This is a genomic window from Rhodococcus sp. RDE2 (assembly GCF_020885655.1).
Classification (GTDB): Bacteria; Actinomycetota; Actinomycetes; order Mycobacteriales; family Mycobacteriaceae; genus Rhodococcus; species Rhodococcus pyridinivorans.
The window spans coordinates 3687220-3713312 of sequence record NZ_AP025186.1 but is presented as its reverse complement, the minus strand read 5'-3'; the positions used below and the strand labels follow the sequence as shown (position 1 = coordinate 3713312).

25 protein-coding genes, 1 pseudogene and 1 riboswitch are annotated in these 26093 nt (G+C 68.8%); of the genes and pseudogenes, 15 read left to right on the top strand and 11 right to left on the bottom strand.

Annotated features, from left to right (window positions below):
- The first annotated feature begins 41 nt into the window (after positions 1-41).
- Positions 42-566: a hypothetical protein gene (locus tag LPH33_RS17360; RefSeq protein WP_160874370.1), complete on the top strand. Its 525-nt coding sequence runs from the start codon at positions 42-44 to the stop codon at positions 564-566.
- A gap of 55 nt (positions 567-621) precedes the next feature.
- Positions 622-1500, top strand: coding sequence for a sucrase ferredoxin (locus LPH33_RS17355; protein ID WP_160874368.1), 879 nt, complete (start codon positions 622-624; stop codon positions 1498-1500).
- Between the two features lie 30 nt (positions 1501-1530).
- Here the strand turns inward: LPH33_RS17355 and LPH33_RS17350 are convergent, their stop codons facing one another.
- The 4 genes from LPH33_RS17350 to LPH33_RS17335 form a co-directional block, all read right to left on the bottom strand.
- The gene (locus LPH33_RS17350; RefSeq protein ID WP_229565249.1) at positions 1531-3654 is read right to left on the bottom strand and encodes an MMPL family transporter; all 2124 of its coding nucleotides are present in this window, start codon (positions 3652-3654) and stop codon (positions 1531-1533) included.
- Positions 3655-3939: 285 nt separating this feature from the next.
- Positions 3940-5469, bottom strand: a complete 1530-nt coding sequence (locus LPH33_RS17345; RefSeq protein ID WP_229565247.1) for a multicopper oxidase family protein — start codon at positions 5467-5469, stop codon at positions 3940-3942.
- A gap of 74 nt (positions 5470-5543) precedes the next feature.
- On the bottom strand, positions 5544-6683 hold the full coding sequence (locus tag LPH33_RS17340) for an RNA polymerase sigma factor (protein ID WP_229565246.1): 1140 nt from the start codon (positions 6681-6683) through the stop codon (positions 5544-5546).
- A 28-nt stretch (positions 6684-6711) separates the two neighbouring features.
- The gene (locus tag LPH33_RS17335) at positions 6712-7119 is read right to left on the bottom strand and encodes a YciI family protein (protein WP_026061262.1); all 408 of its coding nucleotides are present in this window, start codon (positions 7117-7119) and stop codon (positions 6712-6714) included.
- Between the two features lie 112 nt (positions 7120-7231).
- On the opposite strand from LPH33_RS17335, the gene LPH33_RS17330 reads away from it, so the two are divergent.
- A complete protein-coding gene (locus tag LPH33_RS17330) occupies positions 7232-8137 on the top strand; it encodes a D-isomer specific 2-hydroxyacid dehydrogenase family protein (RefSeq protein ID WP_229565244.1) in 906 nt (301 codons plus the stop codon).
- Here the strand turns inward: LPH33_RS17330 and LPH33_RS17325 are convergent.
- Both LPH33_RS17325 and LPH33_RS17320 read right to left on the bottom strand, forming a co-directional pair.
- Positions 8131-8463: an ArsR/SmtB family transcription factor gene (locus tag LPH33_RS17325; protein ID WP_229565242.1), complete on the bottom strand. Its 333-nt coding sequence runs from the start codon at positions 8461-8463 to the stop codon at positions 8131-8133. The two genes, LPH33_RS17330 and LPH33_RS17325, sit on opposite strands and share 7 nt — an antisense overlap.
- Positions 8450-8908: an ATPase gene (locus LPH33_RS17320; RefSeq protein WP_016933556.1), complete on the bottom strand. Its 459-nt coding sequence runs from the start codon at positions 8906-8908 to the stop codon at positions 8450-8452. Before LPH33_RS17320 ends, LPH33_RS17325 begins: the two co-directional genes overlap by 14 nt.
- 187 nt (positions 8909-9095) lie before the next feature.
- Between LPH33_RS17320 and LPH33_RS17315 the strand changes: the two genes are divergently transcribed.
- Genes LPH33_RS17315 through LPH33_RS17305 form a run of 3 tightly spaced genes read left to right on the top strand, consistent with a single transcriptional unit; the run spans position 9096 to position 13517 of the window.
- The gene (locus LPH33_RS17315; RefSeq protein WP_229565240.1) at positions 9096-12347 is read left to right on the top strand and encodes an error-prone DNA polymerase; all 3252 of its coding nucleotides are present in this window, start codon (positions 9096-9098) and stop codon (positions 12345-12347) included.
- A gap of 11 nt (positions 12348-12358) precedes the next feature.
- On the top strand, positions 12359-13216 hold the full coding sequence (locus LPH33_RS17310; protein ID WP_088897641.1) for a DUF4349 domain-containing protein: 858 nt from the start codon (positions 12359-12361) through the stop codon (positions 13214-13216).
- Positions 13209-13517 carry a rhodanese-like domain-containing protein gene (locus LPH33_RS17305; RefSeq protein ID WP_016692855.1) on the top strand — a complete coding sequence of 103 codons (309 nt, stop codon included), beginning with the start codon at positions 13209-13211 and terminating at the stop codon, positions 13515-13517. Before LPH33_RS17310 ends, LPH33_RS17305 begins: the two co-directional genes overlap by 8 nt.
- On the opposite strand, the gene LPH33_RS17300 is transcribed toward LPH33_RS17305, so the two are convergent.
- The gene (locus tag LPH33_RS17300) at positions 13514-13978 is read right to left on the bottom strand and encodes a tRNA (cytidine(34)-2'-O)-methyltransferase (protein WP_080597680.1); all 465 of its coding nucleotides are present in this window, start codon (positions 13976-13978) and stop codon (positions 13514-13516) included. The genes LPH33_RS17305 and LPH33_RS17300 overlap by 4 nt on opposite strands.
- A gap of 144 nt (positions 13979-14122) precedes the next feature.
- On the opposite strand from LPH33_RS17300, the gene LPH33_RS17295 reads away from it, so the two are divergent.
- From LPH33_RS17295 to LPH33_RS17280, 4 genes are all read left to right on the top strand, one after another.
- Positions 14123-14785, top strand: a complete 663-nt coding sequence (locus LPH33_RS17295; protein WP_229565238.1) for an excalibur calcium-binding domain-containing protein — start codon at positions 14123-14125, stop codon at positions 14783-14785.
- Positions 14786-14939: 154 nt separating this feature from the next.
- Positions 14940-15971 (top strand): aldo/keto reductase, encoded by a 1032-nt coding sequence (locus LPH33_RS17290; RefSeq protein WP_229565236.1) that lies wholly within the window; start codon positions 14940-14942, stop codon positions 15969-15971.
- A gap of 1 nt (position 15972) precedes the next feature.
- Positions 15973-16701 (top strand): GNAT family N-acetyltransferase, encoded by a 729-nt coding sequence (locus LPH33_RS17285; RefSeq protein WP_088897644.1) that lies wholly within the window; start codon positions 15973-15975, stop codon positions 16699-16701.
- 61 nt (positions 16702-16762) lie between these two features.
- Positions 16763-17377 (top strand): maleylpyruvate isomerase N-terminal domain-containing protein, encoded by a 615-nt coding sequence (locus tag LPH33_RS17280; protein ID WP_160874350.1) that lies wholly within the window; start codon positions 16763-16765, stop codon positions 17375-17377.
- Between the two features lie 10 nt (positions 17378-17387).
- Here the strand turns inward: LPH33_RS17280 and LPH33_RS17275 are convergent, their stop codons facing one another.
- Complete coding sequence (locus tag LPH33_RS17275; protein WP_088897645.1) at positions 17388-18602, bottom strand: glycosyltransferase; 1215 nt, start codon at positions 18600-18602, stop codon at positions 17388-17390.
- Between the two features lie 119 nt (positions 18603-18721).
- On the opposite strand from LPH33_RS17275, the gene LPH33_RS17270 reads away from it, so the two are divergent.
- From LPH33_RS17270 to LPH33_RS17260, 3 genes are read left to right on the top strand one after another with little or no spacing between them, the layout of a single operon-like run.
- Entirely contained in the window at positions 18722-20197 is a 1476-nt protein-coding gene (locus tag LPH33_RS17270) for a wax ester/triacylglycerol synthase domain-containing protein (protein WP_202399492.1), read from the top strand.
- Positions 20198-20202: 5 nt separating this feature from the next.
- Entirely contained in the window at positions 20203-21057 is an 855-nt protein-coding gene (locus tag LPH33_RS17265) for a bifunctional methylenetetrahydrofolate dehydrogenase/methenyltetrahydrofolate cyclohydrolase (RefSeq protein ID WP_186455312.1), read from the top strand.
- Between the two features lie 26 nt (positions 21058-21083).
- Complete coding sequence (locus LPH33_RS17260; protein ID WP_016692847.1) at positions 21084-21368, top strand: DUF3017 domain-containing protein; 285 nt, start codon at positions 21084-21086, stop codon at positions 21366-21368.
- On the opposite strand, the gene metX is transcribed toward LPH33_RS17260, so the two are convergent.
- Positions 21365-22492 (bottom strand): homoserine O-acetyltransferase MetX, encoded by a 1128-nt coding sequence (metX, locus tag LPH33_RS17255; protein ID WP_229565234.1) that lies wholly within the window; start codon positions 22490-22492, stop codon positions 21365-21367. The genes LPH33_RS17260 and metX overlap by 4 nt on opposite strands.
- A 134-nt stretch (positions 22493-22626) precedes the next feature.
- A riboswitch (SAM riboswitch) is annotated at positions 22627-22738 on the bottom strand.
- Positions 22739-23007: 269 nt separating this feature from the next.
- On the opposite strand from metX, the gene LPH33_RS17250 reads away from it, so the two are divergent.
- Both LPH33_RS17250 and LPH33_RS17245 read left to right on the top strand, forming a co-directional pair.
- Positions 23008-24225 carry an NADP-dependent isocitrate dehydrogenase gene (locus LPH33_RS17250; RefSeq protein WP_229565233.1) on the top strand — a complete coding sequence of 406 codons (1218 nt, stop codon included), beginning with the start codon at positions 23008-23010 and terminating at the stop codon, positions 24223-24225.
- Positions 24226-24369: 144 nt separating this feature from the next.
- Positions 24370-25584, top strand: a complete 1215-nt coding sequence (locus tag LPH33_RS17245) for a hypothetical protein (protein ID WP_229565231.1) — start codon at positions 24370-24372, stop codon at positions 25582-25584.
- Between the two features lie 46 nt (positions 25585-25630).
- On the opposite strand, the gene LPH33_RS17240 is transcribed toward LPH33_RS17245, so the two are convergent.
- Both LPH33_RS17240 and LPH33_RS17235 read right to left on the bottom strand, forming a co-directional pair.
- The gene (locus LPH33_RS17240; RefSeq protein WP_174556231.1) at positions 25631-25777 is read right to left on the bottom strand and encodes a hypothetical protein; all 147 of its coding nucleotides are present in this window, start codon (positions 25775-25777) and stop codon (positions 25631-25633) included.
- Positions 25778-25890: 113 nt separating this feature from the next.
- A pseudogene (locus LPH33_RS17235) lies at positions 25891-25992 on the bottom strand (IclR family transcriptional regulator); the annotation flags it as partial.
- Between the last annotated feature and the right edge of the window lie 101 nt (positions 25993-26093).

The following is a 26093-nucleotide window of genomic DNA, read 5'->3' as shown; positions in this document are numbered from 1 at the left end:
TTCCGTAGGGTCGCGGATTCTCTGCCCCTAGCATCACGAGCATGACACTCACTCGGGCGGACCGCTTCCTCATCGGTGCTGCCGCCGTCTTCCTCGTGTCCCAGGCGAACATCGGCCGGGTCCTCGGCTCCACGGCGCCGACGGTGGGCACCGTCCAGACCACCTTCTCGGCCGCGAAGTACCGGAAGATCCTCGACGATCTCGGTCCCGAGGAGATCGAGCGCTACCGGGAGCACTACTACTGGGACATGGTCCACCCGGCGACCTTCGCGATCGCGCTGCGGGCCGGTGCGCGCTCGCTCGACAAGCACCGCCCGCTGTCGCCGCGCACGCGTCGGATCCTGATGGCGGCGCCGGTCGTCGCCGCGGCGGGGGACTACGTCGAGAACGTCGTCGGCCTGTACCTGCTGGATCACCGCACCCGGATCGACGACCGGACGGTCCGGGCCGCCTCGACCGTCAGCGTCACCAAGTGGGTGCTGGCGCTGGGCAGCTTCACGTACCTGTCGCAGGGATTCCTGCGGATGTGGGGCGGTGCGGCACGGCGGCTTCTTCGCCGCGGCTGACCGGTCACCGCGGGGTGCCGGGCCGTCACGAGGGTGTCCGGGCCACAATGTCCGCGTGACCACCATTGCCGCGCCCACCTGTTCCGCACTGTCCGCGCTCGACGAGCCGCTGCCCGGTACGGCGGCCACCGCGCCCGGCTACGTGTGTCTCGAGGTGCCGACGGGTTGGGGACGCGACGTGCTCGACGGCACCGCCCTCGGCACAGAGTTGTCGGACGAGCTGTCCGCCCGGGCGAAGGTCGCGGACGTGCGGATCCTGTTCATCCGGAGACCCGGCCGCGACGTGGTGCGGGAGACCCGGACCGTCCTGCTGGCCCGCACCGAACCGGGGAACACCTGGTGCGAGCGGCTCGAGATCACCGAGCCGGCGGAGCTGCTCGACATCGTCCCGCGCGTGCTCGCGGGTCCCGCCCCCGGTATCGGTGCCGCCGTGCAGGACCCGATCGCCCTGGTGTGTGCCCACGGCAAACGGGACCGGTGCTGCGCTGTGCTGGGGCGTCCGATCGCGGCGGCTCTGACCGCCGAGTTCGGGCAGGACGTGTGGGAGTGCTCGCACACCGGCGGACACCGTTTCGCGCCGTCGATGATCATGCTGCCGACCGGGTACACCTACGGACGGCTCGACGAGGACGACAGTCTCGCCGCGGTCCGCGACGCCCGGAACGGACACGTCCACGCGGCCGGCCTGCGGGGTCGCAGCACCTGGGGTGCGGCCGGGCAGTCCGCCGAGATCGCGGTGCGCGAGGCGATCGACGAGTTCGCGATCGACGCCGTGACGGTCGAGGACGGGGACGAGCCGATCGTGCGTCACCGCGACGGCCGGGCATGGCGGGTCGGGGTGGAGACCTCGGAACTACCGGCGCGGCCGGCGAGCTGCGGTGCCGCGGCCAAGCCGGCGCGTCCCGTCGTCGCGACGACGATCACGCCGCTGTAGCGACCCCTGCACACCCGGCCGCCCTGCGGTCTAATGACCCAGTCCGACCTTCGCGTGCACGCGCTTCATCCATGCCGGTGCCCACCAGTTGGCCTCGCCCATGAGTTTGACCAACGACGGTACGAGCAGCATGCGCACGATCGTCGCGTCGATGATCAGCGCGACGATCATGCCGACGCCGAGGAACCGCATGATCGACAGGCCGGAGACGGTGAAGGCCCCGGTGACCACGATCAGCAGGAGGGCGGCGGCGGTGACGACACGTCCGGTGCGGGAGATGCCGTACTCGACGGCCTCGACCGTGCTCGCCCCGGCCGCGCGGGCCTCCATCATGCGCGACATGAGGAACACCTCGTAGTCGGTCGACAGGCCGAACACCACGGCGAGGATGAGGACGACGAAGGTCGGCTCCATCGCCGCGGGCACGACGTGCAGCCACGAGGCGCCGTGACCCAGCTGGAACACCCAGGTCAGCACACCGAAGGTCGCGGCGAGGCTCAGTGCCGCCATGAGCACCGCCTTGATCGGCAGTGCCACCGACCCGAATGCCAGGAACAGCAGTACCAGGGTCGAGAGCACCATGATCGTGATCATCCAGGGCAGCGAATCCGAGACGGCCTGGTTGGCGTCGTCGACGAGCGCCCGGCCACCGCCGACGAGCAGATCGGTGCCGTCCGGCACGTCCAGGGCGCGCAGTTCGCCGGTGATCTCGCTCGCCCGTGCGGTGCCGTCCACACCCTGCGCGTAGAGGCCCTGCAGGACCACGACGTCGGACTCCTGCCCGACGATGACGGTCTGCGAGATGCCGTCGATCCTGGCGACCTCGGTGGACACCGTGCGCACGGCAGTGCTGTCCGGGGCCTGCCCGTTCTCGCCGCGCAGGACGAGCGTGGCGCCGTTGCCGGTGCTCGGGAACTCGTCGAGCAGGGTCTGGGTGGCCGCGCGGGCCTGGCTGTCCTCGGGCAGCGCGGTGTATTCGATCTCCCCGAACCGGGCTTCCACCACGGGCGACGCGAGCACGAGCAGACCGCCCGTGATCACCACGGCGATCAGGGCGGGACGGCGCACGACCTTGCGGACGACCCCGCCCCAGAAGCGGCGCGCCCGCGCTTCGGCGCGGGTGGAGGTCTCACGGTCCCAGGTCCACGCGTTGATGCGGTGGCCGAGCATCGTCAGCAGCGCGGGAACGGCAGTCAGCGACAGGACGGCGGCACCGAGGACGGCGGCCATGGCCCCGAGGCCGAGCGACCGCAGCACCGTCTGCGGGAAGACGAGCATGCCCGCGAACGCGCAGATCAGCAGGGCAGCGGAGAACATCACGGTGTGACCGGCGGTGGACATCGTCCGCTTGACCGCCGACGCGACGTCCGAACCGGCCGCGAGTTCCTCGCGGTAGCGGCTGACGATGAACAGGCCGTAGTCGATCGCCAGACCCAGACCGATCAGCGACGTGATGTTCAGTGCGTACGACGACACCTCGGTGAAGTTCGACAGCAGGCGCAGGGTGGCGAGGGACGAGAAGATCGCGAGCACACCCACGAAGACCGGGACCGCAGCGGCGATCACGCCGCCGAAGATGAACACCAGCAACACCAGCGTGATGGGCACCGCGATGAGCTCGGAGCGGATGAGGTCGCTCTCCAGGGTGTCGGTGAATTCGATCGCGACCACGGTGTTGCCGGCGAACTGTGATTCCACACCGGGTACTTCGAGCAGCTCGAGGGCATCGGGGAAGTTCGCGGCGGTGAGTCCGGAATTCGCGCCGAGCGTGATCGAGGCTGCCACGCTGCGCTGGTCGGTCGACAGCAGCAGCTGGTTCATCGGCGGGGGAGCGGTCCAGTAGGTCTGGATGGATTCGGCGGGGACGGCGTCCTGGAACTCGGCGAGGGTTCTCTCGATGTCGGGACGGATGTCGTCGACCGTGCGTCCCTCGGGTGCGGCGTAGAGCGCGATGATGTCCGCGGCCTGCGACCCGAAGTTCTCGTAGATGATCTGCTCGACCTCGACGGCCTCGCTGTTCGGGTCGTAGTAGCCCGTACCGGTCAGCTTGCCGAAGATCCCGACGCCCCAGGCGCCGGCGAAGAGCACGACGAGCAGCACGATCGCCAGTACCCATCGGCTCCTGGTGACGACGATCTCGGCCCAGCGACTCATGCCCACTCCCGGTTCCGCTGACGATTGTGACGATCGGCAACTGTACTGGCGTGGAGTGGGAGGGCTTCACCCTGCTCGGCCGGAACGGGTGCGAGATCAGGGGAGGAAGTAGGTGGACCGACGCGCCGGATGCCTCACGGCACGGTGCGCAACGTGGCTCCAGCCGGACGGTATTCCACGAAGGCGGTTTCTCATTGGCTCCGGGGCGTACGCGACGCGCCGATCCACACTCCTCAACAGGGGCGGGCGGGGATCCATTCCCCACCCTGCCGGACGTGACCGGGTTCACCCGCCGTCGTGGGCATGGTGGGCCGTGCCGGCCGCGTGCGTCACGTCGTGCACCTCGTCGGCGCCGACCACCACGAACTGCCCCATCATCCCGGCGTCCTCGTGTTCGAGCAGGTGACAGTGGTACATGTACGGCATCACCGGATCGGTGTGGCTACCGAACGGGACGAGCAGCCGCGCGGTCGCCGCCGGCGGGATGAAGACGGTGTCCTTGCGCCCTGCCAGGGACGGATGGTCGGGACTCATCCCGGTCATGCCGAGGATCTCGAACTGCACGTCGTGGATGTGGAAGTTGTGGATCGTGCCGCTGGCGTTGGTCACCTCCCACAGCTCGGTGGTGCCGGCGACGACCACCTCGTCGATCCGGTCCATGTCCATCTCGCGATCGTTGATGGTCGTCGACGAGGTCAGGTCGATACGGCGGGTGGTGTTCGGTTCTCCGAGCTCCGGGAGGGTCGTCAACTTCTCCGGGATCGCGGCCGACGACCGGAGGACGGGTGCCGCCCGCAGTTCGAGGACGTCCATGCGGTCGTCCCCACCGGAGAAGCGGTCCTGGAAGAAGCCGGCCTTCAACTCGGGTGGGGTGCTGCGCAGCACGTGCCTCGAACCGGCTTCCGGCCGGACGACGATCTCCGCGCGTTCACCCGGCGACAGCTGGAGGCTGCGGACGGCCTGCGGTTCCTCGAGCAGACCGCCGTCGCTGCCGACGACGAGGAACGGTATCCCGGTGTCGAACGAGAAGTTGTAGACGCGCGCGTTCGACGCGTTGAGCACCCGGAGCCGGACCGCCTCGGTGCCGACGTCCAGGAAGGGCCGCGGTGTGCCGTTGACGAGGATCTCGTCACCGAGCGTCCCGACATCGGCGAAGATCGCGTTGCTGTCGTCGAGCTGATCGCCCTCGAACTTCCGGTCCTGGACGACGAGGGGGATGTCGTCGACACCGTAGTCGTGGGGGAGCGGCGACGTGCCGGGTTCGTCGATCAGGAACATGCCCGCGACACCCCGGTACACGTGCGCGGCGGTGGAACCGTGCAGGTGTGGGTGGTACCAGAGGGTCGCGGCCGGTTGATCGACGGTCCAGTACGGCGACCATGTCGTTCCCGGCTCGATCGGCTGGTGCGGTCCGCCGTCCATCGCCGCGGGCAGGTGCATGCCGTGCCAGTGCATCGTGCTCGTCTCGTCGAGTTCGTTCGTGACGTTCACGCGCACGTTCTCACCCCGCACGGCGCGGAGGGTGGGCCCGAGATAGCTGCCGTTCACTCCCCACGTCCGGGTGCCGGGACCGTGCCCGAGGTCGGTCGTGCCGCGCTGCATGGTCAGGTCGAACACGCGTGTGCCGTCGGCGTCGACGGTGCCCGACTCGACGGGAGGGATGCGCAGGGCGGTGTCGAAGTCGACGCGTCCGGTGGTGTCGATCGCGCGCGTGGTCCACGCGTGGACGGCCAGGCCACCGATGACCGCCACGAACGCGATGAAGAGCACGAAGGGTATGGCGAGCAGACGCACCAGGATTTTCACGACGTCCATGCTCGTTCTCCCGCACCGTCGGCACATCCGGCGTGGCACCGGATTTCGTGGTGGGGGAGAACCCTGACCGACCCTCAGGAAACGCTGTGCAGACGTGCCGCCTGCCGCACGAGATGGTCGCGCTCGGGCACGCTGGTCGCCAGGTGCGCGGCCTCTGCATAGAGCCGGGCCGCCGTCGCGGTGTCGCCGGCGCGTTCGTGGAGATACGCCGCGGCCGCCGTGTACCGGGGCAGGCCGGGATCGAGCTCGGCCAGGGCTGCGAGACCGGCGTGGGGTCCGTCGGCCTCACCGACCGCGACGGCACGGTTGAGGCGGGCCACCGGGTTGTCGGTGAACTGCAGGAGCTCGTCGTACCACTCGACGATCTGCACCCAGTCGGTCTCCTCCGCGGTGCGTGCGTCGGCGTGCAGGGCGGCGACGGCGGCCTGCGCCTGGAACTCGCCGAGCCGGTCGCGGGCGAGTGCGGCCTGCAGGATCTCCACGCCCTCCGCGATCATGCGCGTGTCCCACAGGCTGCGGTCCTGTTCGGTGAGCGGGACGAGACTGCCGTCCGGCCGGATGCGCGCCGCTCGCCGGGAGTGATGGAGCAGCATCAACGCGAGCAGACCGGACACCTCCGGATGATCGATCACCGCTGCCAGCCGGCGCGTGAGCCGGACGGCCTCGGTCGCCAGGTCGACGTCACCCGAATAGCCCTCGTTGAACACGAGATAGAGCACTCGCAGCACCGTCGCGACGTCGCCCGGCCGATCCAGCCGGACGTCCGCGATCGTGCGCTTGGCCCGGCTGATGCGTTGGGCCATCGTCGCTTCCGGGACGAGATAGGCCTGCGCGATCTGCCGGGTGGTCAACCCACCGACGGCCCGCAGGGTCAGAGCGACCGCCGAGCCGGGCGTGAGCGACGGGTGGGCACACAGGAAGTACAACGCGAGCGTGTCGTCCACCGGTGTGCCCGGACCGGGCCGGGGCTCGGCGTCGACGAGGATCTCGCGGCGTCGGCGGGACGCATCGGCGCGCACGGTGTCGAGGAATCTGCGCCACGCCACCGCGACCAGCCAGCCCTTCGGGTCGCGCGGCGGATCCTCCGGCCACACCCGCAGGGCTTCGACGAGCGCGTCCTGCACGGCATCCTCGGCCGACGCGAAATCTGCTCCGCGGCGGACGAGGATGCCGATCACGGTGGGGACGAGCGTGCGCAGCAACGCCTCGTCCATATCTCACTCCGTGACGGTGTCCATGACGTCACTCCGTGACGGTCGGCGGTTCGGACATGAACGGGCGCACCTCGAGCCATTCGTGGATCGGTTTCCCACCGGCTCCCGGCGCGGCCGACAGTTCGGCGGCCAGTTCCAGGGCCCGGTCGTAGTTGTCGACGTCGATCACCATCCACCCGGCGATGAGATCCTTCGTCTCCGGGAACGGCCCGTCGGTGACCGGGGGACGTCCCTCACCGTCGTAGCGGACGAAGGTGCCCTCGGGGGAGAGCGCCTGCGCGTCGACGAACTCGCCGGTGCTCTCGAGACGGGCGGCGAAATCCTGCATGAAGCGGATATGGGCCGACACCTCCTCCGGCTCCCACTGATCCATGGGTACGTCGTTCACCGCTGCCGGGGCGCCGCGGTAGTGCTTGAGCAGCAGGTACTTGGCCATGATGTTCTCCTCCGTGCGGTACGGCCCATTGTGGCCGCGTTCACGGAGGAGACGGAGCCGCTTCCGGATTCTCGACATCCCTCCGCGACCGATTCGAGGTTAGGGTCGCGGCATGCGTATTCATCTCGGACCCGGCCACGACGAACACCTCGCCGCCGCGATCGTCTCCGGCGGTGGAACCCTCTCCGACCTGGACGAGGCCGAAGCCCTCGTGTGGGACGGCAGCGCCGAGGAGTTCCCGGATCTGCCCGACCGGGTGCGCTGGGTGCAGCTCACCTACGCGGGTATCGAACCGTTCTTCCGGGCGGGCGTGATCGACGACCGCCGGTTGTGGGCGAATGCGTCCGGTGTGTACGCCGACAATGTGGCCGAGTACGCGGTGGGAGCCCTGCTCGTGGGGTTGCGGCAGTTCCATGCCTCGGTCGCCGCGAAGCGCTGGACCAAGAACGTTCTCGACCCGCGGGTGCGAACCCTCCACGGCTCGACCGTGGCCATCGTCGGATGCGGCGGTATCGGCCGGGCGATGATCCCGCGCCTGCATGCCCTCGGCGCGGACGTCGTCGCGGTCAATCGTTCGGGTCGTCCCGTCGACGGTGCGAAGGTCACGCTGCCGGCCGACCGCACCTCGGAGGTGTGGTCGATGGCCGATCACTTCGTCGTCGCCGCACCCGCGACCGCCGAGACCGATCATCTCGTCGACGCCGCCGCGCTCGCGGCGATGCCCGGGTCGGCGTGGCTCGTGAACGTCGCGCGGGGCAACCTCGTCGACACCGACGCGCTGGTGAAGGCCCTCGGGGACGGCGCGATCGCCGGGGCGGTCCTCGACGTGACCGATCCCGAACCGTTGCCCGACGGTCATCCGCTGTGGGATCTCGACAACGCCGTGATCACGCCGCATATCGCCAACACGCGCAGTCGGCTGACACAGACGTTCGCGCCGACCCTCGAGGAGAACGTGCGCCGGTTCGTCGCGGGCGAGGAGTTGATCGCCCGGGTCGATCCGAACGCGGGTTACTGAGGCCGTTCGGCCGCCTTCTTGATCACGGACAGGCGACGGTCCCAACCGGCCCCCACCGCGTCGATCGCACGCCCGACCGCGCTCAGCCGCGATCCGACGGCGGAGAAACGGATCTCCCGCCCGGCGCGCTCGGAGGTCACGAGACCGCACCGTTCGAGCACCGCCAGATGCTTGGCGATGGCCTGACGGGAGACCGTGAACTCGGCCGCGAGCCCGGACGCCGACGCCGGAGACCGGCCCAGTCGCTGCAGAATGCGCCAGCGGGTGTCGTCGGCCAGGGCCGCGAAGACGGGATGCAGGTCGGCGGAGAACTCAGCGTCGGGCAACGCTTCCGTCCTTCTCGAGATGGTGCTTGGCGATCTCCAGTTCGGTGGTCCAGCCGCGGGAGTTCTCCTCGAAGCGGGTGCGGCGTTCGCTCGCGTCGCCGGGCAGGGAGTCGAATCCGGTTTCCGTGACGCGCAATTCGGTCGTGCCGGTGTCGAGCGCGGTGAGCCGGAACTCGACGAGGGTCGACGGACTGTCGGGATCGGTGTGGTCGGCGAGCCAGCGGAAGGCCGCGTAGTGCGGTTCGTCGAGGGTCACGGTGCGGAAGACGAAGGCGCCGTGGACCGGATCGTGCACGGTGGTGAGATCTCCGTCGTGTTCGAGGCGGTGCTCGGTCCACTCGTTGTCGTTGATGTACCAACCGGGTTCGGCCACGAGTGTCCACACCCGGTCCACAGGGGCGTCGATGGTGATGTCGCGTTCGATTCGGTCGAGTTCGTCGGTCATGATTGCCTCCTTCGATGGGAATGCAACTCCAGGGTTGCACCTACGCCCTGATGGCGCAACCCCCTGGTTGCAGTCGATCGTGCAGTTCTCGTCGCGACACGCCGGGATGCGTCGACGAGAACTGCACGCGTTCGAACGTCTTGTTCGAACACATGTGCGATACTGGACCGGTCGAGGAGGTGTCGGAGTGGGATGGGGAAACGGTCCGCCGACCTGGTCGGAGATGGAGCGTGTGCTCTCGGGACGACCCGGCACTTCCCGTCGCGATGCCGAACATCCCGGCGACGGGAGCGACAGCCCGGCGTGGTCGCGCACCCGCGCCGAGTACGAGGCGCGGGTCCGACGTCCACAAGGGCCGGTCGTGCCCTACGCCGAACTGCACGCCCACTCCGCGTTCAGCTTCCTCGACGGTGCCTCCACGCCGGAGGAACTCGCCGAGGAGGCGGCACGACTCGGACTCGAGGCCCTCGCGGTGACCGACCACGACGGACTGTACGGGGCGGTGCGATTCGCCGAAGCCGCACGCGAACTCGACATCCGCACCGTCTTCGGAGCCGAGCTGGGCCTCGACGATGCGCATCTGCTCGTCCTCGCCCGCGGTCAGGAGGGCTATCGACGCCTGTCGCGGCAGATCGCCGACGCCCACCTCGCGGGAGGGGAGAAGAACAACCCGACGTACGACTACGACGCGCTCACCGATGCTGCCGGTGGGCACTGGCAGATCCTCACCGGTTGTCGTCGGGGGCACCTGCGACAAGCGCTCGCCACGGGCGGGGTCCCTGCCGCCGAGGCGGCATTGCTCGACCTCGTCGACCGGTTCGGTGCCGACCGCGTGACCGTCGAACTCACCCGTCACGGATATCCCGACGACCACGAACGCAACGCAGCCCTCTTCGAACTTGCCGGGCGACACGGCATTCCGTGCATCGCGAGCACGGCGGCGCACTTCGCGCACCCCCGTCGGCGACGTCTGGCGATGGCCGTGGCGGCGATCTCCGGCCGGCAGAGTCTCGACGACGCCGTCGGCCGGATCCCGCCGACCGGCGGCGGGCACCTGCGGTCGGGGGAGGAGATGGCACGGCTGTTCGAGGCCTTTCCGGGTGCCGTGCACCATGCCGCCGAACTGGGTCGTGAATGCGCCTTCGACCTGCGTCTCGTCGCACCGAAACTGCCGCCCTTCGATGTTCCCGACGGGCACACCGAGTTCACCTGGCTGCGCGAACTCACCTACGACGGGGCGCGTCGCCGTTACGGTCCGGTCGAGCGCCGCCCCGACGCCTATCGGCAGATCGAACACGAACTCGACGTCGTCGGCCGGCTGGGGTTTCCGGGATACTTCCTCGTCGTCCACGACATCGTCGACTTCTGCAAGCGGAACGACATTCTCTGCCAGGGAAGAGGGTCGGCCGCCAACTCGGCGGTCTGCTACGCGATCGGCATCACCAACGTCGACCCCGTCGGCAACAAGCTGCTGTTCGAACGCTTCCTGTCGCCCGAACGCGACGGTCCACCCGACATCGACCTCGACATCGAATCCGACCGGCGCGAGGAGGCGATCCAGTACGTCTACCGCAAGTACGGACGGATCAATGCCGCGCAGGTCGCGAACGTCATCACCTACCGCGGTCGTTCCGCCGTCCGCGACATGGCCCGTGCCCTCGGATACTCACAGGGGCAACAGGACGCGTGGAGCAAGCTGATCGGCCGGTGGGGTGGGGTGCGGGTCGAGACCGACGAACGGATCCCGGAGACGGTTCTCGATCTCGCCGAACAGATCGAAGGTCTCCCACGGCATCTCGGCATCCACTCGGGCGGCATGGTGATCTGCGACCGGCCCGTCGCCGACGTGTGCCCCGTCGAGTGGGCGCGGATGGAAGGGCGCACCGTCCTGCAGTGGGACAAGGACGACTGTGCCGCAGCGGGTCTCGTGAAGTTCGATCTGCTCGGCCTCGGCATGCTCTCCGCGCTGCACTACATGATCGACCTCGTCGACGAACACGAAGGCGTCCGAGTCGATCTCGCGCACCTCGACCTCTCCGAACCGGGGGTGTACGAGATGCTGTGCCGCGCCGACTCGGTGGGCGTCTTCCAGGTGGAGTCGCGGGCGCAGATGGCCACTCTGCCGCGGTTGAAGCCGCGCTGCTTCTACGATCTGGTCATCGAGGTGGCCATCATCCGGCCCGGCCCTATCCAGGGCGGTTCGGTGCACCCCTACATCCGGCGGCGCAACGGTCTCGAACCCGTCACCTACGACCATCCGTGCCTCGAGAATGCCCTCGAACGCACCCTCGGCGTTCCGCTCTTCCAGGAGCAGCTCATGCAGATGGCCGTCGACGCCGCGGGATTCACCGCGGCGGAGGCCGACCGGTTGCGTCGCGCCATGGGATCGAAACGGTCGACGGAGAAGATGGAGCGTCTGCGAGGACGTCTCTATCAGGGCATGCGGGACCTGCACGGCATCACGGGAGACGTCGCCGACCGCATCTACGAGAAGCTCTACGCCTTCGCGAATTTCGGTTTCCCCGAGAGCCACTCGCAGAGCTTCGCCTCGCTGGTGTTCTATTCGGCGTGGTTCAAGCTGCACCATCCCGCAGCGTTCTGCGCGGGCCTGCTGCGTGCTCAGCCGATGGGTTTCTACTCGCGGCAATCGCTGGTCGCCGATGCCCGACGTCACCGTGTGGTCGTCCACGGCCCCGACATCGGGGCGAGCCTCGCGCACGCCACCCTCGAGAACGAGGGTCGCGAGGTCCGGCTCGGCCTGGCGACGGTGCGGCACATCGGCGACGATCTCGCCGAACGCATTGTGACCGAACGCAGTGCCCACGGCCCGTACACCTCGCCCGCCGACCTCGCCGCCCGCGTCGGTCTCACCACCGCGCAGGTCGAGGCACTGGCCACCGCAGGAGCGTTCTCCTCGTTCGGTGTCACCCGCCGCGAAGCCCTCTGGGGTGCGGCCCCGGCCGCGGCACAACGCCCCGGACGGCTTCCCGGGATCGGGACGGTGCCGGCTCCGGCCCTGCCGGGCATGAGCGCTCTCGAACTCGCCGCCGCCGACGTCTGGGCCACGGGAATCTCGCCCGACAGCTATCCGACGCAGTTCCTGCGCGAGAGGCTCGACGAACTCGGGGTGATCCCGGCCGCTGACCTGTTGCAGGTCCCCGACGGGACACGCATCCTCGTCGGCGGGGCCGTGACCCACCGGCAGCGACCGGCGACCGCCGCCGGTGTCACCTTCCTCAACCTCGAGGACGAGACCGGAATGGTGAACGTGGTGTGCTCGGTCGGCCTGTGGGCGCGCTACCGGACGGTGGCCCACACCGCTCCCGCCCTGCTCGTCCGCGGCCGGCTCCAGAACGCCGAGGGGGTGGTCACGCTCCTCGCCGACCATCTCGAAGCCATGGATCTGCGAATGCCGAGCAGATCACGCGACTTTCGCTAGCATCTCCGAGTGTGAAACGCCTGTCGCTGGTGTCGTTGGCTCTGTTCGCGCTGGTCGTCACCGGCTGCGACGAGGGTGGGGGAGGCGAGGGCTCCTCGGCGTCCGCGCCGGCGATCTCGGCACCCGCGATCGTCGACGGCGGTCTCCGCGAGTCGCAACCCGCCGAGGAGTCCGACCGCAAGGAGGTCGTCACCGGCTACCTCGAGATGGATGCCGGCGATCCCGTGGCGACCGGCCGCCGGGTCGTGACGGTCGTCGAGGAGGCCGGTGGGCGCGTCGACTCGCTCACCGAACAACCGGAGACGAGCAGCATGCTCACGGTGCGGGTGCCCGCCGAGCGGCTCGACGAGGTCGTCGACGAGATCCGCACGCTCGGCCGTGTCACGAGCTTGAGCACCACCCGCGACGACGTGACGATGCAGTACACCGATCTCGAAGCCCGAGTAGGGGCGTTGCGGGCCTCGGTGGACCGCCTGCGGGCACTGCTCGAATCGTCGGCCGACGTCGAGGCACTGATCGCCGCCGAGACCGCCCTGGCCGAACGACAGGCCGAACTCGACAGTCTCGAGGCGCAGCGACGTCAGCTGGGCGACCGGATCGAACTGTCCACGCTCACCGTCGACATCACCACCGATCGCCTTCCCTCCGAGCAGGACAGTTTCTGGGACGGGCTGGTCGCAGGATGGAACAGCCTGTGGGCCGCGCTGGGGGCAGCGGTGGTCGGTATCGGCGCCGCGCTACCGTGGGTGGCGTTCCTGTTCGTGTGTGCAGGTGTCCTCTACCTGGTCATCCGGCTCATCACCCGACGGGAACGTTCGTCCGGAACCACCGGGACGCCCGATACCGAGAGGACCGACAGCGATGCGTGAGGTCGACCTGGCCGCACTCGAATCCGCGCTCACCGACGGGGCGACCGTCATCGACGTGCGTGAACGCGACGAATACGCCCAGGTGCGCGTACCCGGCGTCACGAACATCCCGCTCAGCGAGTTCGTCGCGCGGATCGACGAGATCCCCACCGAGGGCACCGTCTACGTCGTCTGCGCCGTGGGTGGCCGCAGTCTGCAGGCCGCGCAGTATCTCGCCGGTCGCGGAGTCGACGCCGTGTCCGTCGCGGGCGGCACCGACGGATGGGCCCGCTCGGGTCGTCCGGTGGAGAGCGGCGCCTAAACCCCTCCGGGGAAACCGTGCTGCCGCCACGCCTCGTAGCAGGCGACGGCTGCGGCGTTCGACAGATTCAGTGAACGACGCCCCGGCAGCATGGGGATACGGATCTGTTCGGTGATGTGCGGGTCGGCGAGCACCTCGGGCGACAGCCCGGTCGGTTCAGGGCCGAACAGCAGCACGTCGCCGGCCCGGTACTCGATCTCCGCATAGCTCGACGTGCCGTGCGCGGTGAACGCGAACACCCGCTCGGGGGCCAGCGCCGCCCACGCGGCGTCGAGACTGCTGTGCACGGTGACCGACGCGAGGTCGTGGTAGTCGAGCCCCGCGCGGCGCAGTTTCGGCTCGGACAGGTCGAAGCCCAAGGGTTCCACCAGGTGCAGTTCCGCGCCGGTCGCGGCGACCATGCGTATGGCATTGCCGGTGTTGGGGGGAATACGCGGCTCGTGGAACATCACTCTGAACACGATGCAGGTTAACAAGTCGGCACTGTGTGGCCCGGCTCGCACGCCCCTCCCACCTGCCTCGGTGAGATTTCCGAATCGTCGGTGTAACACACCGATCGGTACCGGCGACGTTCTGCGGAACGTATTCCTCAGAACGGATCGAGCATGAATCCTCCTGCCGGTTGGCATCCCGACCCCTACGACCCGTCCATCGATCGCTACTGGGACGGTCAGCAGTGGACGAACCAGACCAGGCCCAAGGGCAGCGGCGACCCCACACAGGTGTTCGGGGCTGTCGGCCAGGGTGGCAATCCTCCTGCTGGAGGCGGGCAGAAGCGACGCAAGTGGCCGTGGGCGCTCGGCGCCGGCCTCGTCGGACTCGTGGCGCTCGGCGCCGCTGTCGGTGACGAGGAACCGAAGACGGAAACCACCTCGGTGGTGTCCACGACGAGCAGCTCGGTGGCTCCGACCACGACGACGGCGAAGCCCACCACGACTACACCCCGGACGACGACACCGGCGCCCACCACGACCTCCGACTCGCCTACCGTGGTGCCGTTGGTTCCCCAGGTCGGAACGACCGTCGACGAAACGACGACGGAGTACACCCCGCCGCCCGCTCCCGCCTACACCCCGCCGCCGGTGACGCAGTACACGCCGCCGCCGGTGACGCAGTACACGCCGCCGCCGCCGGTTCAGCAACCGTCCGCGTCGTACGAAAACTGCGCCGAAGCGAGAGCAGCAGGTGTCGCCCCGATCCTGAAGGGAGAACCCGGCTACGGCACACATCTCGACAGGGACAAGGACGGAATCGCCTGCGACAAGTAGCGCGCTCCGGTGTTCGGGTGTGCCTGTCACATCCGAACACCGGTGACGGTGCATTGCGCGCAGCCTGAGCGGAACCGGTGACAGTCCGGAAGCGCCCGTGATCGAGTGTCGTGGACCCGAATTTCCGCTGGAACCGAAAGGCGAACCCCGCCCGATGTCGCACGGCACCGTCGAAACCCTGTACACCGCATCCGAGGACCGTTACGAGACGATTCCCTACCGTCGCTCGGGGCGGTCCGGGCTCGACCTGCCGGCCTTCTCGTTCGGCCTGTGGCAGAAGTTCGGCACCGACTATCCGTTCGAGACGCAGCGGGAGATCATCCTCCACGCCTTCGATCTCGGCATCACCCACTTCGACAACGCCGACCGGTACGGTCCGCCGCACCGCGCCGCGCAGAAGAACTTCGGCCGGATCCTCGGCAAGGACCTCGCGCCCTACCGGGACGAGATCATCCTGTCGACGAAGGCCGGCAACCCGATCGGTCCCGGTCCTTACCAGAAGGGCGGGTCGCGCAAGTCGCTGCTGGGCTCGCTCGAGCACAGCCTGCGTGATCTCGGCACCGACTACGTCGACATCTTCTACAGCCACAGCCCGGACCTGTCGACGCCGCTCGAGGAGACCGTCGGGGCACTCGTCTCCGCGGTCGAGCAGGGGAAGGCGCTCTACGTCGGCATCTCGAACTATCAACCGGACCGTGCGCGCGAGGCCGCGGCACTCCTGCGGGAAGCCGGTGCCCCGCTGCTCGTCCATCAGCCGCGCTACTCGATCTTCGACCGCAGCATCGAGCAGAACGGTCTGCTCGATGCTGCCGAGCAGGACGGCTTCGGACTCGTCGTGTATTCGCCGCTCGCACAGGGACTTCTGACCGACAAGTACCTCGAGACCATCCCGGACGGTGCGCGAGCGGTGGACAGCGCGTTCCTCTCCCCGGACGTGATCGACGAGACCTACCGGCAGCGCGTCACCGAACTCGACAAGCTCGCCCGGTCGCGTGGGCAGTCGCTGGCCCAACTGGCGCTGCAGTGGGTGCTCCGGCAGCCTGCCGTGACCTCGGCGCTGGTCGGTGCGAGCTCGACCTGGCAGCTCGACCACAACCTCGAGGCGCTGAGCTTCCCGCCGCTCACCGACGACGAGCTCGCCGTCATCGACGAGTACGGCGTCCACGGCACCGGGCTCGGTCTCTGACATGACTGCGGGTGCTTCGCCGGCGGTCGACGCCGTCGAGGTGGACGAGGACGTCCATCCGCTCGACGATCCGATCCGGCAGTCGCTGCGTGGAGTGCATGCGCGCTTCGCGCGGTGGTCGGGCCGGATCGGCGGATACCACCCCGACGTCGCGGGGCACATCGGACACCCGGCAGTGATGACCGACGAGGACTGGACGCACCTGGCCGCGCTCGTGGGTCCGTCGGTCGAGGTGGCCGTGCGCGGACCCGGGCACACACCACCACCCGGCTGGGAGGTGCTCGGCTCGTTCGGGCTCGTCCAGATGGACGGGACGGACCTGGTCGTCGAACCCGATCCGGACCTCGTGGTCCTCGGCCCCGCGGATGTCCCGGAGATCCTCGAACTCGTGGCCCGCACCCGACCGGGACCGTATCTGCTGCGAACCGTCGAGATGGGCACCTATCTGGGCATCAGGGTGAACGGACGTCTCGTCGCGATGGCGGGGGAGCGTCTGCATCCGCCGGGATGGACCGAGATCAGTGCCGTGTGCACGGACGCCGAGTTCCGGGGATGCGGATTCGGCACGCGCCTGGTCAAGGCCGTCGGTGCCGGTATCCGCGCACGCGGCGAGATCCCGTTCCTCCACGCATCGGCCGCGAACACGACCGCCATCCGGCTCTACGAGAACCTGGGATTCACGCTGCGCAAGCGATCCGTGCTCACCCGCGTGCGCACACCGACGGTGTAGCCGGGAGACGCGTGCTTTCATTCTCGTGTCGGGTTCGATCCGGTCGACCGCGGGAGATGTCATGGAATCACCGGTAGCGACGTATGTCTCGGCGGTACGCAGCTTCTCGGAGCTGGTCCGTGTCGTGCCGATCGACCGCTGGGACGGCCCCGGCCTGGGTGAGTGGGACCTCCGAGCGCTGATCGGCCACACCTCGCGCTCGTTGACGACCGTCACGACCTATCTGGACGGTCCCGCCGACACCGAGGACCTCGCGAGCGCGGAGCAGTACTACGTGCACGTCAAGGAACTCACCTCGGTTCTCGGTGCGGAGGACATCGTCGAACGCGGACGTCGTGCCGGTGCCGACCTCGGCGACGACCCGGTGGCCACGATCGATGCCCTGTCGACCGCGGTGATCGAACGGCTCGGTGCCGGCGAGGACCGTCTGATCCGGGTGATCGGAGACAAGGGGATCCGGTTGCACTCCTATCTGCCGACGCGCACCTTCGAGCTCGCCGTCCACGGTCTCGACATCGCAGCTGCGGCGGACGTCCCCTTCACGCCTCCGGCCGACGTCCTCGAAGAGGCAACCCTGCTGGCCACGAGGATCGCGCTGGCACTCGGCGACGGTACGACCGTGCTGCGGGCCCTGACCGGACGGACGTCGCTACCGGACGGTTATTCCGTCGTGTGAGCGGAGACGTTCAGCGCAGCCGGGACCGGAACATCCGATCCTCGAGCAGCGCGAGCACGGATGCCGGGGGAGGCAATCGTGCGATCTCGACGCGCAATTGCTCGGCCCCGCGGCGGAGAGAGCCCGAGGACAGCGCGTCGAGGGTGATCCCTCCGATCTCCGCCGAGGTTACGGTGACGGGATCGACCGTGGTCCCTGCGCCCAGCGCGACCAGACGTCGGGCGTTGAGTTCCTGGTCCGCGCCCATCGGAAGCGCGACGACCGGAACGCCGTGGGTGAGCGCACCGATGACGCTGCCCGATCCGCCGTGATTGACGACGAGATCGACGTGCGGGAGCACCGCCGACTGCGGCACGAACCGCTCGATGCGGACGTTGCCGCCCGGTGAGGGCAGGGTGGCCGGGTCGACGTCGCGGCCGACCGTGACGAGCACGCGCGCAGGTAGTCGGTGGAGTCCCCGGACGAGACGGCCGAAGAGATCACCGGACTCGGTGTTGAAGACGGTACCCAGCGTGACGTACACGCGGTGGGGCTTCTCGCCGCTACGAAGCCAGTCGATCGCGGGGTGTCCGTGGGACGCGAGCGACGGGCCCGGCCCGATCGAGACGGCTGTGGCGGGCAGGGGGAAGTCGGGATCGCGGAACGACGGCGGGAACGGTGAGATGACGAGATCCCGTTTCAGGAAGGAGAACTCGGGATCCGAGGGGAGTCCGTGGGTCGCCCGCAGTCGTCCCAGTGGCTCACGGATGCGGTCGATCCGGGTGAGCGCTCCGGACGCGATCACGTCGACCACCACGCGGGGAACGGCGGCGTGTTCGGCCGCCGTCATCGCACCGAAGTCCATCTCGTCGCAGATCACCAGATCCGGATGCCAACGGTCGACGACATCGCAGACCAGGTCGAATCGTCGCGCCGCGAGCGCACCGGCGAAGTGGGTGCCGATCACCGAGTACTCGTGGTCGAGGTCCGGAGGAGCGAGCGTGCCCGTGGACCGTCCGGAAGGAGATGTCGTGTCCCCCTCGGGGAAGTACGCGTCGAAGCCTTCGGCGCCTGCGAGGACGTCCGCCTCCCCGCACACGCCGAGACGGTGGCCGGCTCCGCGCAGGACGTCGGCGATCGGGAGCATCGGTGCGAGATGGCCGAGGCCGCCTGCGAACGAGAACAGGACGCGACGCGCGGCCCGGCCTCGTGTGCTGCCGGTCGTCGATCCGACTCGGTGCGCCATGGCCGAATTACACCGCTCCGCGTTCCTGTACGCGAATCGCCGACCGGATGTGACCTCGAGCGGTAACTGGTTCAATCGAGAGGCACGAGCAGCGGGCGACCCGGGAGAGAACCATCGCGATGACACGCCGACGCGGAATTCGACTGGCCGCGCGGGACGCGCTCCACGTCTTCGTGGGGGACACCGACCCCGAAGCCCCGCCGCCGACCATGGTGAGTTTCTACGTCTTCGACGCCCGGGCAGGCGAAGCCCCCATCCGCACCCGTGAGGATGCCGTCACCTGGATCGGGGAGCGTCTGCATCGCGCACCGGCGCTCGGCCGACGTCTGCACCGCGTGCCGGCGAACCTCGACTTCCCCTACTGGGTGGAGACGGACGTCGATCCGGACGATCACGTCCGGTACGAGACGATCGGACCGACCTCGCGCAGCGAGTTGCATCGGCTGCTCGCGTCGACGAAGGAACGCCGTCTCGATCTGTCCGCACCGCCGTGGGAAGTGCACGTCCTGAGCGACATCCGCGGTGTCGAGGACCTTCCCGAGGGCGCCACCATCGTCGCGTTGCTCCTGCACCACTCGGTGACCGACGGGCTCGGAGCCGTCGAGATCGCTCGTGCGCTGCTCGACGATCCGGCTGCCGCCCCTTCGACGGGAGGACGCGTCGTCGCCGTGCCGGGACCGGTCCGCGCGGCGGTCTCGCTGCCCTTCCGGTACGCGAGGATGCTCCCGGCTCTGGTCGCAGCACGTCGCGCTCGACGAGCACTGGGTGATCTCACCACCTCGGGGGAGATCACCGCGCCCCGGCCGCAGCGTCCCCGCACCCGCTTCGACACCGACGCCGGCGGCCCCTGGCAGTTCGGCGTCGTCCGTATGCCGTTGCCGGAGGTGCGTGCCGTCGCGCGCGCCACGGATACCTCGGTGAACGACGTGATCCTGACGGTCGTCTCGGGCGGACTGCGCGCCTACCTCGCATCCCACGAGGAAATTCCCGCCGACTCGCCGGCGGCGATCGTTCCGGGATCCCTCCGGGACGGAGCGGGAGCGGAGTCGGAGAACAAGGTCACGCTCATGTATGTCGACCTGCACCTCGATCGGGCTGATCCGCGCGAGCGGCTCCGCCGAGTCCACGAGTCGGCCGCTCTCGAGAAACAGCGCATCCGGCGTCCGGAGGCGGCTGCCTCCGTTGCGGCGGTGGATGCATCGCCCGCGTTCGACCTGGCGATGACGATCCGGCGAGCGCACCGCGGGCGGGTGGGGCCCACGGGAGACGTGGTGCCGCTGGCCAACACCACCGTGACGAATGTGCCCCGCGGGCCGGTCGAGGGACTCCGCTTCGGGGACAGTCCCGCCGTCGAGGCGATCGGTACTCCGATGCTCAACCGGAACTACGGTCTCGTCCACTCCGTGACATCCCTCGGCGAGGCCCTCACCTTGTCTTTTCTGGCCTCGGACTCCTGCATGCCCGACCCCGGGCAGTACGAGCGGCATCTCGCCGAGGCCTTCGCGGAACTGGCCCGGGAGTGCCTGCCTCCGGGCGCGCGGACGGTTTCCGGTACCGGCCGCGATTCGACGCCGGACGGGCGCCTGGAAGAATGAACGACGTGACTGCGACGATCCTGGACGGCAAAGCAACCCGCGACGAAATCTTCGAGGACCTGAAGGTCCGCGTGGATGCGCTGAAGGCCAAGGGCGTCACGCCCGGTCTCGGCACGATCCTCGTCGGCGACGATCCGGGATCCGCGGCCTATGTGCGCGGCAAGCACAACGACTGCGCGAAGGTCGGCATCACGTCGATCCGCAAGGATCTGCCCGCCGACATCACCCAGGAACAGCTGTTCGAGGCGATCGACGAGCTCAACGCCGATCCTGCCTGCACCGGCTACATCGTCCAGCTCCCGCTGCCGAAGCATCTCGACGAGAACGCGGCGCTCGAGCGCATGGATCCGGGCAAGGACGCCGACGGATTGCACCCGGTCAACCTCGGCCGGCTCGTGCTCGGCAAGGAGGCTCCGCTGCCCTGCACGCCGCGCGGCATCATCCACCTGTTGCGCCGCTACGACGTGGAGATCGCCGGCGCGCACGTGGTGGTGGTCGGTCGTGGCGTCACCGTCGGTCGCCCGATCGGTCTGCTGCTGACCCGTCGTTCGGAGAACGCGACGGTCACCCTCTGCCACACCGGCACCCGCGACCTCGCCGCAGAGGTGCGCCGCGCCGACATCATCGTCGCAGCCGCAGGTGTTCCCGGCCTGGTGACGGCGGACATGGTCAAGCCCGGCGCCGCTGTGCTGGACGTGGGTGTCTCCCGCACCGAGGACGGACTGCGCGGCGACGTCGCCGCGGACGTGCGTGAGGTCGCGGGCTTCGTGTCCCCGAACCCCGGGGGCGTCGGACCGCTGACCCGCGCCTTCCTGCTGACCAACGTCGTGGAGCGGGCCGAGCAGCTCGCGTCCCGATAAGCAGGTCGACGACTCCGGGAGACGAGATGGCTCAGGCTCTGCGATTCACGCGTCTGAACCTGCCGCTGCTCGCGGTCACCCTGGTGATCGCGGCAGCGGTGATCTTGGTGATCGCCGACCGGTGGCGACGCGGAGCGTTCGTCTTCGGCGGCGCCACGATCCTCGCCGGCCTGTTCCGCTGGGCTCTCGACGAGGACAAGGTCGGTGTCCTCGCGGTACGCGGCAAGGCGTTCGACGTCGCCTCGATGATGGTCGTCGGCGGAATCGTGGTGGCGCTCGCCGCGTCGATCGACCCGCTGGGAACCGACTAGCCCTCGGCGAGCTTCATCAGTTCGACGAGGAGCTTCGCGACCTCGTCTGCCTCCGTGAGGAATCCGTCGTGCCCGTCGCGGGAGACGAGCACACGCAGGTCGCCCGATCCCGGGAGCAGATCGGCGATCTCCTGCTGCAGGCGCAGCGGGTACAGCCGGTCGGAGTCGACGCCGGCGACGATCGTCGGGACCGGGGTGGACGCGAGTGCGGCCTCGACGCAGCCGCGTCCGCGGCCGACGTCGTGCCGGTTCATCACGTCGGACAGCACCACGTAGGTACCGGGATCGAAGCGCGCGACGAGCTTGCGCGCCTGGTGCTCGAGATAGCTCTGCACGGCGTACCGGCCCCCGCGCCACGGGTCCTCGTCGTCCTGGGGGAGATTCCCGAAGCGCGTGTCGAGTTCGAGTTCGGTCCGGTAGGTGAGGTGCGCGATGGTCCGGGCGATGGCGAGCCCGGCTTCGGGACGCCGCCCAGAGCCGTAGTAGTCGCCGCCCTGCCAGTCGGGGTCGGCCGTGATGGCAGCCATCTGCGCGGTCTGGGTGCCGATCTGGTCGGCGGTCGCGCGGGCACCGGTGGCGAGGACGAGCGACGCCCGCACCCGCTCCGGGTACGCGATGATCCACTCGAGAGTGCGCATGCCACCCATCGATCCGCCGGTCACGGCGGCGAGGACGTCGATGCCGAGCTTGTCGAGCAGCGCAACCTCGGCCGCCACCTGGTCGCGCACGGTGATCAGCGGGAAGCGGGACCCCCAGGCCTTGCCGTCGGGCGCGGTGCTGCCGGGCCCGGTGGAGCCGCGGCACCCGCCGAGGATGTTCGTCGAGACCACGCACCAGCGATCGGTGTCGATCGGAGCACCGGGGCCGACCATGCCCGACCACCAGCCGGGGGACGGATGCTCCGGTCCGGCGGGGCCGGTGACGTGCGAGTCGCCGGTGAGGGCGTGTTCGACGAGCACCACGTTGTCGCGGGCGGGGGAGAGTTCGCCCCACCTCTGCACGGCGATCGTGACGTTCGGCAGCGTCTCGCCGCTCTCGAGCGCGAGATCGCCGATGTCGATGGTGTCGAGGCGTCCGTCCGCCGGGGGCAGTTCGACGCGACGCCGCTCGGTGCCCGCCGTCAAGAGGTGACCGCCTCGAGGCTCGCGGTGGGCTGGCAGCGCCGGCTGCGGATGTCGGTCATCGTGTCCTTCCGGCGGTGATGGGAGGTGTGATCGTGGCTTGGGTGCGACAGCACATCATCATCTCAGTCCTCCCGACAACAGGCTTGTCGGTGGGGTTCCACCGACCGTGTCATCACCCGGAGCACCCCACCCCGGTCGGAGGGTTGCCGGCCAGCAAGCCGGGGCTTGACGCTGGCACTCATGACTTTCCCGGCAGTCTAGCGACTCTCCGTCGCAGGGTCTTATGCACCCTCTGAACATCCCTGACCAGCAGGAAAGTTACCGGTCGGTAGGGCGTGGGGCTGGGACGAGGTGCTTTGCGGTCGTCGGCAATAGCAGTACGCTTGTCATGTTTGGCCGCGGTCCAGGACGTGGACACGGCCATGCTCGCTGCTCGCGAGCCGACGGCGACCGCACCCACAAAGTGCGGTCGATTGGGGACCTACAGAAACGTCCTAGGAGGACACGAAGCGCATATGTCCAAGATCAAGGTTGAAGGTAAGGTCGTCGAGCTCGACGGCGACGAGATGACCCGCATCATCTGGCAGTTCATCAAGGACAAGCTGATCCACCCGTACCTGGACGTGGATCTCGAGTACTACGACCTCGGCGTGGAGAACCGCGACGCCACCGACGACCAGGTGACGGTCGACGCGGCGAACGCCATCAAGAAGCACAACGTCGGCGTCAAGTGCGCCACCATCACCCCCGACGAAGCGCGTGTCGAGGAGTTCGGCCTGAAGAAGATGTGGCGGTCGCCCAACGGCACCATCCGTAACATCCTCGGCGGCACCATCTTCCGCGCGCCCATCATCATCTCGAACGTGCCGCGTCTGGTGCCGGGCTGGACCAAGCCCGTCGTCGTCGGCCGTCACGCGTTCGGCGATCAGTACCGCGCCACCGACTTCAAGGTCGACCGCCCGGGCACCGTCACCATCACCTTCACGCCCGAGGACGGCAGCGAGCCGATCCAGCACGAGGTCTGCCAGATCCCCGAGGACGGCGGCGTCGTGATGGGTATGTACAACTACAAGAAGTCCATCCAGGACTTCGCGCGTGCATCGTTCTCCTACGGCCTGCAGCGCAACTACCCGGTCTACCTGTCGACCAAGAACACGATCCTGAAGGCCTACGACGGCATGTTCAAGGACGAGTTCCAGCGGATCTTCGACGAGGAGTTCAAGACCGAGTTCGAGGCTGCCGGTCTCACCTACGAGCACCGCCTCATCGACGACATGGTCGCATCGTCCCTCAAGTGGGAGGGCGGCTACGTCTGGGCCTGCAAGAACTACGACGGCGACGTCCAGTCCGACACCGTCGCGCAGGGCTACGGCTCGCTGGGGCTGATGACCTCCGTCCTGATGACCCCGGACGGCAAGACCGTCGAGGCGGAGGCCGCACACGGCACCGTCACCCGGCACTACCGTCAGCACCAGCAGGGCAAGCCGACGTCGACCAACCCGATCGCGTCGATCTTCGCCTGGACCCGCGGACTCGAGCACCGCGGCAAGCTGGACAACACCCCCGAGGTCATCGAGTTCGCGCAGCAGCTCGAGGACGTCGTCATCAAGACCGTCGAAGCCGGTCAGATGACCAAGGACCTCGCACTGCTCGTCGGCCCCGAGCAGGGCTGGCTGACCACCGAGGAGTTCCTCGCCGCACTCGACGAGAACCTGCAGAAGGCTCGCGCCTGACCTTCCGCTCCGTTCTCGACAGCACGTACACGGGACGCCCGAATCGGGCGTCCCGTGTCGTGTTCCCGAGCACTCTCGGCACCGGCTACCGTTTCGTGTACCACTGTCAGTCGCACCACCGTTAGGCCCGGGAGGAGGACGGCCGTGACCACCACTGCCACCGACTCCGAAGCCCGCGGCGGAGCGCACGCCCGCCGGCGGTTCTGGACCCGGGTGTGGATGCTGATGTTCGGCTCGGCGCTCGCCTACCTGCCCGTCGCGCTCGCACCGAATCTGATTCACGCGGTCGCCCGCCGCACCGACGAACTGGCCTACGACCGGTCCACGCCGGTGCGCAGCGGCGTGCTCACCACCCTCACGATGGGTGAGGCCGCCGCCGTCCTCGGGGTGCTCGCCGCCCTCGTCATCGCGCTCAATCTCATCGCGTGGTCGCTCGGACCGGCCATCACTGCGGAGGGTTCGTCCCGGTCGACCGAAGCGCTGCGCCTCGAACACCTCGAACTGTGCGGATCGGTGTTCGGCGTCGGGGCGACGATGACCTTCGTCGCTGCGCTGCTCGACGGCCTCCCGCACTCCGTGGATCTGGCGGCGCTGCTGCTGTTCCCGGCAGTCTTCGTGATCGTCGTGCTCAGCCAGGACCTGTTTCTCGCGACCCAGCGTGGCGTCGGTGCCCGCCGTCGTCTGCGCCGGGAGGCGTCGCTGCTGCGCCGGCGTGAATTGCTCGCCACGGCAGCGAGGCTGCGACCGGGCGACCCGCGGGTCGCCGGCCACCCCTTCGCGGCGCTCGCCGTCGAACTCGCGATCCTGGCTGTCGTCACGGTGGTGACGGGGCTCCTCATGATCGTGGTGTTCGACGACGAGTCGGGTTCCGGACCCCTCCTGGACTCCTCGGACATCGCTTTCGTGGTGGTCACGTCCGCGATCACGCTGTTCACGGCCGTCGTCCTCGTGCTGTGGACGGTCCGCTGCTGGTTGCTCCGCCGATACGTCGGCGCCGTCCTGTCCGCGGCCCTGGCTGGCACCCTCTACGTCGTGGTCGGTGCGGGAATCGTGTGGGCGGCACTCGACGAGGACGCCGTCGCCGAGGCGATCGCCTCCGCCGCCGTCCTGTACGCCTGGATAGTGCTGCCGGCTGCCGTCCTGCTCCTCGGCACCGTCGGAGTGGGCCGTCGCGGTCGCTTCCCTGGTGTCACCGCCGCCCTGCGCGCCGCAGTGCTGCGCGAGCGGTACCGGGTGCGGCGCGCCGAGGTCGACGGTGGCCGGAGGAACGGTCGAGCGGAGGGTTCCGTCCCGCCGCTCCGTCATCTGATCGTGCGGGCGCGCACCGTCGCCCGTGTCGCTCCGGCGGACCGGACATGACGACGGGGACGTCCTCCTCGGAGGACGGCCCCGTCGATCCACTCGTCTACCGGTGCGCGCCCACCGGATCGCGGTGCGTAGCGCGCTGCCGCTCCGTCTGCTCGGTCAGCAGGTGGCCGAACAGACCCCCGGCGCGCAGCCATTCCCACTCGAGGGGAGTGTCGATCCGGGAGAGCGCCGTGCCCTCCCACACGATCTCGCCTGCACGGCGGACCCGGACGGTGATCCCGGTGGTCGATCCGAGAGCGGCCAGTCCACCACCGTCGACTTGGGGAGCCCGGTGATCCCGACGAGTTCGCGCAGCGTCCGGATCGGGTGCTCGGCGTCGAATGCGTTGAGCAGATCGAACGCGCGGGCGACGCTCCGCACGCCGCCGTCGGCTCCGGCGACCGTCGATGCCTGTGTCATGCGAGTCACTCCAGGCCCACAGAACGGTTCGAACAATCCGCAGAATGGAACACATGAGTGTTTCCCCAGGAATACTCTCGGGACGTTCCGCTGAATGAGAG

Bases quoted from the DNA above. Each gene is read 5' to 3' on its own strand.
- LPH33_RS17360 (WP_160874370.1), top strand. From the start codon at position 42: ATGACACTCACTCGGGCGGACCGCTTCCTCATCGGTGCTGCCGCCGTC.
- LPH33_RS17350 (WP_229565249.1), bottom strand. From the start codon at position 3,654: ATGAGTCGCTGGGCCGAGATCGTCGTCACCAGGAGCCGATGGGTACTG.
- LPH33_RS17345 (WP_229565247.1), bottom strand. From the start codon at position 5,469: ATGGACGTCGTGAAAATCCTGGTGCGTCTGCTCGCCATACCCTTCGTG.
- LPH33_RS17340 (WP_229565246.1), bottom strand. From the start codon at position 6,683: ATGGACGAGGCGTTGCTGCGCACGCTCGTCCCCACCGTGATCGGCATC.
- LPH33_RS17335 (WP_026061262.1), bottom strand. From the start codon at position 7,119: ATGGCCAAGTACCTGCTGCTCAAGCACTACCGCGGCGCCCCGGCAGCG.
- LPH33_RS17330 (WP_229565244.1), top strand. From the start codon at position 7,232: ATGCGTATTCATCTCGGACCCGGCCACGACGAACACCTCGCCGCCGCG.
- LPH33_RS17320 (WP_016933556.1), bottom strand. From the start codon at position 8,908: ATGACCGACGAACTCGACCGAATCGAACGCGACATCACCATCGACGCC.
- LPH33_RS17305 (WP_016692855.1), top strand. From the start codon at position 13,209: ATGCGTGAGGTCGACCTGGCCGCACTCGAATCCGCGCTCACCGACGGG.
- LPH33_RS17295 (WP_229565238.1), top strand. From the start codon at position 14,123: ATGAATCCTCCTGCCGGTTGGCATCCCGACCCCTACGACCCGTCCATC.
- LPH33_RS17290 (WP_229565236.1), top strand. From the start codon at position 14,940: ATGTCGCACGGCACCGTCGAAACCCTGTACACCGCATCCGAGGACCGT.
- LPH33_RS17285 (WP_088897644.1), top strand. From the start codon at position 15,973: ATGACTGCGGGTGCTTCGCCGGCGGTCGACGCCGTCGAGGTGGACGAG.
- LPH33_RS17280 (WP_160874350.1), top strand. From the start codon at position 16,763: ATGGAATCACCGGTAGCGACGTATGTCTCGGCGGTACGCAGCTTCTCG.
- LPH33_RS17275 (WP_088897645.1), bottom strand. From the start codon at position 18,602: ATGGCGCACCGAGTCGGATCGACGACCGGCAGCACACGAGGCCGGGCC.
- LPH33_RS17270 (WP_202399492.1), top strand. From the start codon at position 18,722: ATGACACGCCGACGCGGAATTCGACTGGCCGCGCGGGACGCGCTCCAC.
- LPH33_RS17260 (WP_016692847.1), top strand. From the start codon at position 21,084: ATGGCTCAGGCTCTGCGATTCACGCGTCTGAACCTGCCGCTGCTCGCG.
- LPH33_RS17250 (WP_229565233.1), top strand. From the start codon at position 23,008: ATGTCCAAGATCAAGGTTGAAGGTAAGGTCGTCGAGCTCGACGGCGAC.